11 protein-coding genes and 1 pseudogene are annotated in these 12827 nt (G+C 39.9%); 11 read left to right on the plus strand and 1 reads right to left on the minus strand.

Features of this window, described 5'->3' with window-relative positions; translation table 11 throughout:
• The first annotated feature begins 173 nt into the window (after positions 1-173).
• The 9 genes from dltA to ACHOLT_RS05595 all read left to right on the plus strand — a co-directional run bounded on the left by dltA (position 174) and on the right by ACHOLT_RS05595 (position 9981).
• The gene (dltA, locus tag ACHOLT_RS05555) at positions 174-1802 is read left to right on the plus strand and encodes a D-alanine--poly(phosphoribitol) ligase subunit DltA (RefSeq protein ID WP_425806341.1); all 1629 of its coding nucleotides are present in this window, start codon (positions 174-176) and stop codon (positions 1800-1802) included.
• Positions 1799-2980, plus strand: a complete 1182-nt coding sequence (dltB, locus tag ACHOLT_RS05560; protein ID WP_425806343.1) for a D-alanyl-lipoteichoic acid biosynthesis protein DltB — start codon at positions 1799-1801, stop codon at positions 2978-2980. Before dltA ends, dltB begins: the two co-directional genes overlap by 4 nt.
• Positions 2981-3257: 277 nt before the next feature.
• On the plus strand, positions 3258-4568 hold the full coding sequence (gene dltD / locus ACHOLT_RS05565; protein ID WP_425806344.1) for a D-alanyl-lipoteichoic acid biosynthesis protein DltD: 1311 nt from the start codon (positions 3258-3260) through the stop codon (positions 4566-4568).
• A gap of 41 nt (positions 4569-4609) precedes the next feature.
• On the plus strand, positions 4610-5821 hold the full coding sequence (gene dltD / locus ACHOLT_RS05570) for a D-alanyl-lipoteichoic acid biosynthesis protein DltD (RefSeq protein ID WP_425806345.1): 1212 nt from the start codon (positions 4610-4612) through the stop codon (positions 5819-5821).
• 81 nt (positions 5822-5902) lie between these two features.
• Positions 5903-6367 (plus strand): DUF5317 family protein, encoded by a 465-nt coding sequence (locus ACHOLT_RS05575; protein ID WP_425806347.1) that lies wholly within the window; start codon positions 5903-5905, stop codon positions 6365-6367.
• Positions 6368-6681: 314 nt separating this feature from the next.
• Positions 6682-7815 carry an AAA family ATPase gene (locus ACHOLT_RS05580; RefSeq protein WP_425806349.1) on the plus strand — a complete coding sequence of 378 codons (1134 nt, stop codon included), beginning with the start codon at positions 6682-6684 and terminating at the stop codon, positions 7813-7815.
• A 173-nt stretch (positions 7816-7988) separates the two neighbouring features.
• Positions 7989-8399 carry a type VII toxin-antitoxin system MntA family adenylyltransferase antitoxin gene (gene mntA / locus ACHOLT_RS05585; RefSeq protein ID WP_425806352.1) on the plus strand — a complete coding sequence of 137 codons (411 nt, stop codon included), beginning with the start codon at positions 7989-7991 and terminating at the stop codon, positions 8397-8399.
• Entirely contained in the window at positions 8389-8736 is a 348-nt protein-coding gene (locus tag ACHOLT_RS05590; protein WP_425806353.1) for a DUF86 domain-containing protein, read from the plus strand. The genes mntA and ACHOLT_RS05590 overlap by 11 nt, the downstream gene beginning before the upstream one ends.
• Before the next feature lie 123 nt (positions 8737-8859).
• Positions 8860-9981 (plus strand): hypothetical protein, encoded by a 1122-nt coding sequence (locus ACHOLT_RS05595; protein ID WP_425806354.1) that lies wholly within the window; start codon positions 8860-8862, stop codon positions 9979-9981.
• Here the strand turns inward: ACHOLT_RS05595 and ACHOLT_RS05600 are convergent.
• A pseudogene (locus ACHOLT_RS05600) lies at positions 9939-10586 on the minus strand (IS4 family transposase); the annotation flags it as partial. The gene ACHOLT_RS05595 and the pseudogene ACHOLT_RS05600 overlap by 43 nt on opposite strands.
• Positions 10587-10703: 117 nt before the next feature.
• On the opposite strand from ACHOLT_RS05600, the gene ACHOLT_RS05605 reads away from it, so the two are divergent.
• On the plus strand, positions 10704-10973 hold the full coding sequence (locus tag ACHOLT_RS05605) for a hypothetical protein (RefSeq protein WP_425806356.1): 270 nt from the start codon (positions 10704-10706) through the stop codon (positions 10971-10973).
• Positions 10974-11071: 98 nt separating this feature from the next.
• Positions 11072-12823, plus strand: a complete 1752-nt coding sequence (locus tag ACHOLT_RS05610) for a cell wall-binding repeat-containing protein (RefSeq protein ID WP_425806357.1) — start codon at positions 11072-11074, stop codon at positions 12821-12823.
• The last annotated feature ends 4 nt before the right edge of the window (positions 12824-12827 follow it).

Below are 12827 nucleotides of genomic sequence, written 5' to 3' on the forward strand. Positions count from 1 at the left end.
TGGCAGAGCTGCTTCGGAAGCAAGTACGCCAGCCCTGGAGTGCTGAATACGTGAGTCTCCGGTGGAGATTCACGCCCGAAGGTATGGATGTGCGAGAAGCTACATGATCTGGTTTTTGTTCATACCATATGATACTGTGACAGAAAGAATACTCTAATTAAAGAGGTTAAGATATGCTTATTGAAATTATCGAACAATGGGCAGAGGTATGTCCCGAGCGAATAGCTCACCAATACCGGGAACATGCGCTGACTTATTCGGAGCTAAAAACGTATTCAGACGCGCTGGCTTTGAGGATTCATACCACGCTAGAGTCCGATACGGAACAAAAAGCCCCCATCATCGTTTATGGGCATAAAGAGAATGAAATGATGGTCGCCTTTTTGGCCTGTGTGAAGGCGGGACATGCCTATGTACCTGTGGATACCTCAGTGCCCTTAGAAAGAGTTCGGCAAATTATTGAAGCTTCCGGGGCACCTTTGCTTTTGTCACCACAGACGGTGCCGGAGGAGTTAAAATACCCAGGGCTAACGATCTGGGAAAATATGCAGGTGAAGAATCAAGACTCTGCTGCTCAATCAAAAGATATCTTCTCGCTCTATCTTGGGCAAACCCCGGAGTCGGAATGGCGGGTTGGAAAAGAGGATGTCTACTACATCATTTTTACTTCGGGAAGTACCGGAACGCCCAAGGGGGTACAAATTACCCTTAAAGCCTTAGAAAGCTATCTCAGCTGGGTAAACTCCGTTTATGCTCCTGAAAGGATGAAGGAAACTTTCTTGAATCAAGCTCCGTTTTCCTTCGATCTGTCCGTGATGGATCTATACATGTCTTTAAATAATGGGGGAACGCTTTGGAGCATTGATAAGGAGCAGATCGCAAATGCTCGGGAACTTTTTCAGTCCTTTGCCCGTTCGGACGTTACCTTTTGGGTTTCGACCCCATCTTTTGCGGATATTTGTTTGATGGATAAAAGTTTTAATCAAAATCTGCTGCCGAAGTTAAAACGCTTTTTATTCTGCGGTGAAGTTTTATCCAATGATACTGCCGCCAAGCTTCTGGAATGCTTCCCTAATGCGCTTGTCGAGAATCTCTATGGGCCGACTGAAGCAACAGTAGCGGTAACTACGGTTACGGTTACCCCTGAAATATTGGAATGTTTCAATCCGCTTCCGGTAGGCAGAATTAAAGCAGAGGGTCAGATATTAATTTGCAATTCTGAAGTGCTAAATGACGGGCTTGCAAAGGGCGAGCAGAAGGATACCTTAATTCACCTTTCATGTCCTCCCCAGACTCTTTCTGAAGGTGAGCGGGGAGAAATCGTGATTGCAGGCCCAAATGTCAGTGTGGGTTATTTGAACCGTCCGGAACAAACGCGGAAGGCGTTTTTTACCTATCAAGATGCATCAGGACAAATATGGCAGGCTTACCGCACGGGAGATGCGGGCCTGCTCGAGGGAGGAATGCTTTTCTTCTTCGGGCGTCTTGATTTTCAAGTTAAGCTGCATGGCTACCGGATCGAACTGGGGGATATCGAAGAGAATCTCCGCAAACTTCCGGGAGTTGAGAATGCGGTTGTTTTGCCGATGGAGCGGCGCGGCAAAATAGATTACCTCCACGCTTTTTTAACCACCTCAGAGGCGGTTGAGGATGCATTTCAAACTTCGCAGAAGCTAAGGGAAGGCTTGCACAAAAACTTACCCGAGTATATGCTTCCCCGCCGTTTTACCTTTTTGGATAAAATGCCGATGACACCGAATGGCAAAGTGGACCGCCGGGCCCTGAAAGGAGTAGCTCGATGACACCCTATGAGAATTTCGCATTTTTCTCCTGGATGCTTATTCCCCTTGTTCCTGCGATTTTTCTCGGTCTGTTGGGGGTATCCGGCCGAGTTCGAACGCTTTGGCTGATTTTTTCCACCATATTTATGCTTGGATTGATTTATCGGCCGGCGACGAGTTTGCTCCAGGCAACAGGATTCTTTCTTTGGGCTTATCTAATCGTCCATTTCTTCTTGCGTTTTAGACAAAGTGAAAAAGGCAAGCAAGTTCAAAATCTGAAACGTGTTTATTATCTCGCTCTTGTGGCTGCGATTTTGCCGTTAGTCCTTGTAAAACTTAATCCTCTCGCTGTTTCTTGGGGAATCTGGAAATCCCCGATCGGCTTTTTGGGCATTTCCTATGTGACCTTCCGCACAGTCGGAACAGTCATTGAAATTCGCGATGGTCTGATCAAGGAGGTTAAATTTTTAGATTTTCTGGCCTTTGTTCTATTTTTTCCAACGTTATCCTCCGGACCGATTGATCGTTATCGGCGTTTCCTTGGAGATATAGAAAAAAAGCTAACCCGGAAAGAGTATGGTGATTATTTAGCAGATGGCATAGATTATGTTTTCCGCGGTTTTCTCTATAAATTTGTAATTGCCTATTTAATTAATAAGCATAGTTTGGCTTGGCTAAATACCGTTCACACCGGGGCGGCAACGTTTCAATATATGTATACCTATAGCTTTTACCTTTTCTTTGACTTTGCAGGTTATAGCGCCTTTGCCGTTGGGGTTAGTTATATTCTGGGTATAAAAACTCCGGAAAACTTCAACAAGCCGTTTATTTCCAAAAACATTAAAGATTTCTGGAATCGTTGGCATATGTCTTTGTCCTTCTGGTTTCGGGATTATATTTACATGCGCTTTGTTCTTGATTCGGCCAAGAAAAAACGTTTTAAGAACAAATATACATCGGCGTATCTTGGCTATCTTCTGCTTTTCGGAATCATGGGAATTTGGCACGGAACGGCACTTCAATATATCGTTTACGGTCTTTATCATGCAGCCTTGATGGTCAGTTATGATTGGCTTGAAAGGAAAAACAAAATCCATAAGTTCTGGGGAACAGGCAAGTTCTGGGATGGGTTGGCCATAGTGGTAACGGCTCACTTTGTGTTCTTCGGATTCCTGATTTTTTCAGGAAGGTTATTTTAAAAGGAATTCGTTTTATCTATTTAGTTTGAGTGAAATGGTATACCTATGAAAAACATAGGTATGCCATTTTTATATGAATGTAAAAAAATGTTAGCTTGTTTAATAGAAGGCTGAAATATCCAGTTACCATGACATGATTTAGAGTATCTATCAGCCTGTTTTTATTAAATATTAGGAAAATCGTGATTATTCGATATAACAAAAGGATAAAAGGTATTTTTGTCGAATTAAGAGATGTCAAAAATATGTTAGGATTGTGTTGAGGAGGACAGTCGGAATGGCTTTAAGGCGTATGACCATAAATGAACCCACAACCTTAAGGCAGTGGAGAAATCCATTTTCCGCTTTGCTGCTTGCTATGGGTCTGTTTGTCATCACAATCTATACGCTTCCTTCTCTTTGCCAATTTTGGGTGGAAAACATGGATTTAAATTCCGGAACTGTAGCAGCAATGGGAGTTAACCCCAATTTTGATACCTTTCAAGGAACAATTCTGCAAAAAAAGGCCTTTGAGAACCCACGAATTTTACCCCTCTATGGCTCCTCTGAGATGTCTATGATTTATGATTATCATCCGGCAAAAGTCTTTACCCCGGAGACTGGAGTTACTCCATTTCTGATTGGTAAAGGAGGAACCCAGACGTTAATTCATGTTTTAGACTTAGCAGCGCTTGGTGAAAATATAAAAGGGAAAAAATTAGCGATCTTCTTAACACCTCAATGGTATGGAACAGGAGGAATTTCACAAGCAACATTTGAAGGGAATTTTTCCGCATTACATGCTTATAAAGCTTTAGAAAACCCTCAACTTTCATCTAAACTGAAACAAAAATTGGCTCAGCGTCTTCTCCAATTTCCTAAGGCCTATCAGGATTTTCCCTATTTGCAGAAAGTGTTAGCCTATCAGGAAAAATCGGGGTTGAACAAACAGATTATGCGGATATTTTATGCTCTCCCTGCGCAGGTAGAATACGCTTCGCTTGCTGTTCAAGATGCGGTAAAAACAGAATGGAATGTTAAGAAATTGCCAAATCAAGCAGTAGCTAAATACTCTCAATATTCTTCGAATTTGCAAATTGCATCCAGCCAAGTAAAGGGAGCCCGCGGATCATCGGTCCTTTCAACAGTACGGCCCAAGTGGGATAAATTGCAGGCGGAGGCCATCGCTCAAGGAAAAGAGGCAACGGGAAACAATCCGTTTGGGATGGATAATACTTTTTATACGACAAATATTCTTCCTAAACTTCAGGAACGAAAGGATTCAGATAAGACGGCGAAATACTCCTCATCTCCGGAGTACGAGGATCTAAAACTCTTGATGAATGTTTTAAAGGAAGAAGGAGCCAAACCCTTATTTGTCATTCTTCCTATGAACGGTCGTTGGGCTGATTACACAGGAATTTCACGCACTGAACGTAAAACTTGCTATATACAGCTTGCTCAGATGGTTCAGAGAGAAGGGTTTGTTTTAGCGGACTTTTCATCTCATGAAAATGAAAACTATTACCTGCGGGATCCCTGGCATCTTGCCTGGAAGGGCTGGTTGGATGTAGATGAAGTACTTTATCAATTTTATCTTACAAATTAAGTGCGGAAATTGAAGTTCTCGTTTGTGTTTTGAGGAGGGTCATGATGTTTGTTCGGCGTTTTGGGCCGATGCTTATCGGATTATTATTTTTTTATGGAACAATTCTTGGAATGAAACCGCTAATAGAGTATACCAGTAATTTTCTTTGGTTAAAGCAGCCAGGCATGATTGAGGCAATCGGGATGAAAGCCCGTTCGGAAGTTATGCTTGGCAGCCTTCTTCAGACTAAGGCATTGGTAACACCGGATGTTTTGCCTTTCTACGGTTCTTCTGAGCTGGGGACAGGCTTTGAGTTTAATCCTACAAACGTTTTTAGTCATCGACATGCAGGGTTTACGCCTTTCATCATTGGCCGCGGCTCGGTACAATCTTTTGTTAATCTCCTTAATCTTGCCGGTCAGGAGAATTTACGGGGGCGTAAAATGATTTTTACCTTTTCGCCGGATTGGTTTGCCGAACGCAAGGGATTGGACAATGAACATTTAGCGATGAATTCTTCTCCTCTCCATATCTATCAAGTGATGCTAACTCCGGATCTTTCGGCAGAATTAAAACGGGAAATTGCGCAGAGGATTCTTGAAATCCCCGAGGTTCTAAAAGACGATCCCTTTTTGCAGAATTACCTTCAAACATACATAACGCCAGGCCTATGGTCTAAAATGAAAGTTCTTGCCGATTGGCCTCAAGCTGAAACTGAATGTGCGGCATTGGAGCTTCAAGATGCGATCAATGTCCGGTACGTAGTGAATGAGGTTAAATCGCAGGAGGCTGTGCCCGTCTTTCAAAAATCAAAACAAGCCGAGCCGTACGATGATACGTGGGATAAGCTCCTTACGCAATCGGAGCAAAGAGGAAAAGGCTTGATTACCAATAATTTAAATATACTGGATTCACTTTATGCAAAGCATACTGAACTTGGGACAAAAGGGTCTTGGTCTAAACTTAAATTATATCCTTCAAAAGAATATCAGGATTTTGATTTGATGCTTAGAGTGCTTCAACAAAAAGGGGCTAAGCCTCTCTTTGTGCTTATTCCAGCTAATGGCCGATGGGCCGATTATGCCGGTTTTAATCCGCAAGAACGGAAAGATTATTATCGGCGGATTCGGGCAATAATCCAGGAGAAAGGATTTTCGGTAGCCGATTTCTCCTTCAGGGAATACGAACCTTACTTCATGCAGGATACTTGGCATTTGGGTTTAAAAGGTTGGGCTGAAGTAGATAAGGCTATTGAACAATATGTAAAATCATAAAAATGAAGGAGCAGTCCGATGAAAAGGGGCGTGCTGGAGTGGATAATCTGATGGAGCAATATAGGAATCCGGCGGACAATTATGTTTAATATTCCTGTATATATTCCCATTGCGCTGTTAGCGGGGATTATCCTTATTTTTATTGAGAGTTATGCCTTGAGAAAGATGAATTCTCTTAAGGCTTACGTTAATGTATTAGTGATTTCTCTTTGTCTAGGACTATGTCTTGTACTGACCGGTTTATGCCTGAATATTGTCTCCATAAAGGCAAACGGGGGCATGATGAAGGCGGATATCGCTGTTGTCGAGCAAGTTCTGGAAAGTGAAGTTGTAGGAGATTCTTGGTACAATTTTTACGATAAAGATCAGATTAGACTGTATCCTTTGTGTGACAGGTTTTATGCTCCTAATTTACTGGTGTTTAACGGCGCCTTCTACAGTATTGGAGATATGCTCTTATGGATTGCCCTGGCGCCTTTAATTACGATTATTCCTTTAGACATAATGATTTATAGAAAATATCTCTATAGAAAGAACAGAAACTGACCAAAATGCAAAATTTCTAATTTAGAGTTTATTTAATCACTCTTCGCAATACGGGTGTAAATCCGCAAGTCAATGTTTTAGGCGGAGCTGGGGCTGTTCCAGATTACCTGGTTGATCGGGTGAATGCAATTTTACTTTTAGCAAGAGCCCCTCGTGATGCGGAGGGGCTCTTGCTATTACGGGCTTTGGCCTGTTGAGCGGTCAGAGTAGAGTTGTTCATATTTTGCAGGGATATATAAATATATAAGGCATTGTAATATTACATTCTCTGTAATATAATATTACAAAGAATGTAATATTAGGAGTTGAAGAACATGCCGGGAAGATTGTTTCCTTTAGGTGGTCCCGTATCAGAAGAAGATATTGTAGATCGTGAAGATTTCCTAATTTCACTCGAAACGCGTTTATTGGAATGTCAAAGTATCATGTTGGCTGGCCCTCGGCGGATTGGCAAAACATCTTTAGCTTTAGAAGTCATAAGGCGTATCAAGGGTAAAGAAAACTATGTCGCTTTTGTCGACTTGTTTCGTTATAACACGAAAAGAGAATTAGCTCTTGCATTAATCAACGCTTGTTTGGAAAACCGGAGTGGTATTAGTAAAACAACAACTGCATTAAAAGATGGCCTTAAAAAGATAACGGGAGCGGCTAAACTCACGGCAAAATTACAAGACCTTGAAGTTGCCTTTGGTTTACCGGGAGAAAGTAAGAGTGATGATGACCTCTTTAATTATGCACTTGAATTACCTGAAATTCTTGCTCAAAAAGATAAGAAACATATGGTGTTAGTTTTTGACGAATTTCAAGAAGTTATTCGAATTGCCGGTGAAGATGCACTCAAGGTTATGCGATCCTATTTTCAAGTGCAGCAACATGTAGCGTACCTGTTCCTTGGGTCGAAAGAGGGGATGATGAATACCATCTTCGGCGATAAGAAACAGGCTTTTTATCGGTTTGCCACAATTTTGCCGATTCCTTCGATTCCGTCGGAATCTTGGGTAGAGTATATCTCTCGTAAATTCCAAGCTCAGAAAATAACAATTAGTGACCGAGTAATTTTGGAGGTTCTTTCTTTGAGCGGAGGTCATCCTCAGGATACGATGCTGTTGTGTTCAGAAATTTATTATTCTTTGTTAGAAGCTGGGGTAAATAACTTAGGACTTGATTTTGTGCGGCTGGGTTATGAAAGGGCGTTATCCAGTTTATCGCCTGTTTTCGATGAACTCCTGGATGAGTTAGGGAGAATAGGCAGTACTCGCCGCGTTCTGATTAGTTTGACAAGAGGACTTCGCATTTATTCTGGACTAAGCAGTAATCCCAATGAGGTTAAGCGGGCTGTAGATGTTCTAATTGATAAAGCAATTATTGAGAAATCAGGTCGCGGTGCGTACCATTTTGTTGAACCCATGTTAAAGGAGTATCTGAACCGAAAAATCGAGGTTTTCTAAAAAGAAGTTGTTTGTAATTTATACCCGACCAACTCAAAAAGATTTTGTAAAAGCAGTCGAGAGGTTATCAAATCACAAAATTATTTTAAGTGGTTATGATATAATGGGAATTGACAAAAGATGGATGATCAAAGCCGATCTGACGCTAGATAACGTTTGAAAGGGGTATCAGTATGAGTATAGAAACAAAGATCATCAATAGACTCAATGCCATGGACGAGGAAAGTAAATTAAGAGTACTGGAGTATGCAAACATATTACTTAATGAAAAAAAACTCAACCCGGTTAAAGATATTTTAGAGATAGAAGATATTAAAAAAGCACTCCAAAGAGTGATAAATAAATATCCAGTCAGCCGAGTAAACTTATTTGGTTCGTATGCTCGTGGAGAGGCGAATGAGGAAAGCGATGTTGACCTAATTATAGAGTTTACCGAAGAGATTGGTCTTTTTAAGAAATTGGGTTTAAAAGAAGAGTTAGCTGAAGTATTAAATCGAGATGTTGATTTAATAGAAATTCAAGATTTAGATGAAGATGTCAAAATTAATGCCGCTAAGGAGATGGTCAGCATCTATGAAAATTAATAGAGATTTAAAATTAATTGAGAACATTTTTGAAGAGATTGCGGATATAGAAAATTTCACAGAAGAAATTGATGAAGAACGATTTATGTATAATAAGGAGAAGCAAAAAGCAGTATGCTTGTCATTTCAAAATATTGGGGAGTATTCGAATAATATATCTGATGAATTAAAACAGAAATACAGTAATGTTGAATGGAGAAATATGAAGGGGTTCCGGAATCTAATTGCGCATGAATATGGAAAAGTCAGTATGGGACAAGTGTGGAATATGGTAAAAGTAGATTTACCTCGATTAAAGTCAGAGATACAAAAGATGATAGTCGATTTTAGAAATTAAAACAACGACTTCTTTTAGGAGGCTTAATCTAGTTGACTTTATAAATCATGTAGTAAAAAGATTAATGGTATTAAGGGTAAAAGCCACTGAAGAAAAGAGAGGCGAAAGGGAGGTTAGTATTTGGTGGATAACGAAATTGAAGTTAGAGATGTTATAACTATTTCGAACCCAATAAAAGTTGTTTTTAATGGGAACGAATTCGATTTTCTAAGTATTTATCATTTTTATAAATATGAAAAGGAATCTATTGAAGAAAATGGTACGTATAAAGAAATTTTTCCGGGAATTTATTATACACCACTACCCATTACTCCCAAGGGATTTCTAAAAAAATTCTTAAACATAATAAAAGAAAAGGAAATTGATCCTGAAAATATTGTGAGTTTCAAGTTGATTATAGAGAATAAAAGAGATTTCATACAAGTATATCGTAATCTAAGCATAGACAAGTACCCAAAATGGGATAACTCAGTCACCGATGAATACGAATTGATTTATGAGTCAGGTTCCGAAAAAGGGAGCGCTGGATATTACTATATTGACAGGTTTAGTCGATTGAATCTAAGTAAGAAATGGGATTATGATCCGGGTAAAGAGTCAAAATATATTAAAACGACGGAAATACCTCTTTATCCAGGAAGTTTAAGGTCTGGAAGTGGATGTGTTTTAGAAAATGTTTTTTGGAAGCTTAATCTCCTTGATATCTATAACGAAAAGAAATATTCACTTTTTCAACTCGAAGAAATTCTTACAGTAACGGCAAGTGATGAGCGTTTTTTAGATATATGCAGAAGTTTTAAACATTGCAAGGAACTCATCGAGAAGATGGCTACAAATACGTACGACATAAATTATCCGGATTATGAACAAATACATGTAACGGAATATGATGGTATCTATATTGCGGGTGAGGGCAAGCATAGAACCTGTATTGCAAAAAGATTTGGAATACCAAAGATTTATGCGATTGTTACCAAAGCCATATCCGAACAGCAGAAAATAGAGGAAAATCTAATACAAATTCAAAAACCTAAGTATAGATACGACTTTAATACAATTTTAAACGATTGTTACAATTCATTTGAACACATTGGTTTCAATCGAAACGAAACGAGGGAATTGTTAAAGGAAGGAGTAAGTGGTCTCCAGCTTATTAAACGAATTGAGGCGAGACAAGGAAGAAGCCTCTATGAATTGGTAACTCAACTTTCGCACCTCGGTTGTGCGAATAAAACCTTGATATAACTGGGCAATTCACTAATCCAATTCCGTAATTGACTAAGCGATTCGTAATTCTTCGGCTTATTCGGCAGTAGATCGAGAACAAAAGCCATTAACTGACGTAATGCCGTTTTTAAGTCCAAGTCCATTACTTCATCGGCAAAAAGGTAAAACAATCCTCCCAGAGAGCGCTCATCATTATTTTCTCTACGTTCCCACTCAAGGATGAGATAACGGGAAAAGACTATTGTGGTGTGGCTGATCATCATATCAAATGACCGCCCTTGGAATTCGGTACCCAGTTTCAAATGCGATTTAGCCATTTTGAAAAACGTCTCAATGCTCCAGCGCATTCCATAAATCCTTATAATTTCAGCATTATCTAATGCAAGATCTGTAGTTAGAATCGCCAACCACTCTCTACGGTTGTTCCGATTTTGGACAAAGACAATTTTCAGATTTAAGCCTGAAGGAGTTTGAACTCGGAGTGAACCTAGGATTTCTGCTTTTGGGTTCTTAGGGACTTTCGCATAAAGCTCACCTAAGCTGAATGATTTTCCCTCGAAAATATAACGCTGTTTAAGTTCTTTAACCATTCCAATCACGTGAAGTCCCTTGTCCATCAACTTTTATCCCTTGGATCAAGGTTACTATATTGCCGCTCAGAGTTCTAATACCGCTGTTCTCAGCAGAAACACGGATGCCACTTACAGTGTTAAGGAAGGAGACCGCATAATTATTATCCTTTGTTAGAAGCTGGGGTAAATAACTTAGGACTTGATTTTGTGCAGATGGGTTCTGAAAGGGCGTTATCCAGTTTATCGCCTGTTTTCGATGAACTCCTGGATGAGTTAGGGGGAATAGGTAGTACTCGTCGCGTTCTGATTAGTTTGGCAAAAGGACTGCGCATTTATTCTGGACTAAGCAGTAATCCCAATGATGTTAAGCGGGCTGTAGATATTCTGATTGATAAAGCGATTATTGAGAAATCAGGTCTGTATTCTGTTTGGACATGAAAATATCAAGAAGAAAAACGACAATTTTTTACAAATTAGTATTCTACTAAGGTGATATACTTGTACTGGAAAAAATAGATAAAGGAGTGAAATTCGTTATGTCCTTAAAGAGAAAGATTACAAGTTTGTTTTTACTTATTACCACATTCACTTTATTGTTTCCAGTGCTAACGTTTGCAAGCTCATCTCCAACCATAACTCGATTGGCAGGCATCGACCGTTACGAAACGGCGGCGCAAATTGCTAAAGCTGGATGGTCACAATCTGATTATGCTATTTTGACTTCCGGGGAAAATTATCCTGACGCCCTATCCGCTGCTCCGTTAGCCCGAAAATATAATGCGCCGATTTTGTTAACAGCTTCCAGCAGTCTGCCAAGTATAACAAGACAAACCTTGACAGATCTGCACGTAAAAAATGTATTAATAATAGGCGGAACAGGTGTCATATCTACGTCTGCAGAGTCTGAATTACAATCAATGGGCATTGGTTCAACACGTATTTTTGGAAATGATAGATATGAGACGGCAATAAGAGTAGCACAACAAATCACGACTACTCCATCGGCATTATTTGTCGTTACGGGTGAGGACTATTCCGATGCATTATCTGTAGCCTCCATTGCTGCACTAAAACAAATTCCAATTATTTTAGTGCCCAATGATTCAATACCGGATTCAGTTAAAAATTATATTGCCTCGATCAATGCTGTGAGTAAAACCTATGTAATGGGATATTCAGATATTATTAGTGATAAAGTCATCAATCAATTTCCGAATACTGAACGAATTTTAGGATCGGATAAATATGCCAGAAATATTGCTGTAAGTCAAGCATTCAATAGTGATTACAAAGCAGACACTATATGTGTAGCCACGGGTGAGGGCTTTGTCGATGCCTTGACGGGGACCGCATACAGCGCTAGTTTAGCGGGCCCTATTATACTTGTGAATAATGATTCGCCTGCAAATACGAAGGACTATTACCAACAAAGATTAGTGAATGCAGGACATGTATATGTATTTGGAGGTACAGGGAGAATTTCGGATAGTGTGCTGCAAAACTTAAGCACGTCGAATAATACGAGTACTGACCCCAATAATAATAAGAATCCTGAGAATCCAGATTCATCTACGGATAAACCCCATAGGACGATAACCTTAAGTCATCTGGCGAAGAGTGGATCAATCACAGCAACTTTTAAATACCAAATACTGAATAGCTCAGGTACAAACATTACTTCAACGATTCCAGTTTCTCAGTTATCCGCAGTGGCTTCTTCAATAAAAAGCTCAGTCGTATTAAGTCCCTCAGACGGTACAGGTACAATAATATTTAATTCTCCTTCAGATCTTGATCAACCGATTATACTTACTCTTCTGGACTTAACAAACGGTACACTTGTAAGTTTAAATTCCACTTCCCCGTCGGGAACTTCGACTTACACGTATACTCTTCCTCAAACACCAGCTCCGACTCCCGGAGTTTCAAGTCCGAACGAACATACGGACTTAAAGGTAAGCAAAATTACAATAGATTCAACTAAAATAGCCTTTGATCTTACCAATCCTGACGGAACGAGTAAGGTCGGATATGCAACATACGATGTATACGATCAATATGGGGAAAATATTTTGTACTCTGATCTGGCTCGGAATTTAACGTTTAAGAGTAAAAGCGGTACAATTATCATCCATGCGATCGGTTTGCTTAAAATGACCCTTAATTCCGATATTGATCCCGCAACGCTTACTGAAGTGACCATAGAAGGCAGTGATTTGACGAGTGGAGTTTCCACAAGTGCTACATTAACGGTTATCCCTCGTTCTATGGACATTATTTCGCAATAAATCT

It is taken from the genome of Desulfitobacterium nosdiversum (genome assembly GCF_049860565.1).
Taxonomy (GTDB): Bacteria; Bacillota; Desulfitobacteriia; order Desulfitobacteriales; family Desulfitobacteriaceae; genus Desulfitobacterium_A; species Desulfitobacterium_A nosdiversum.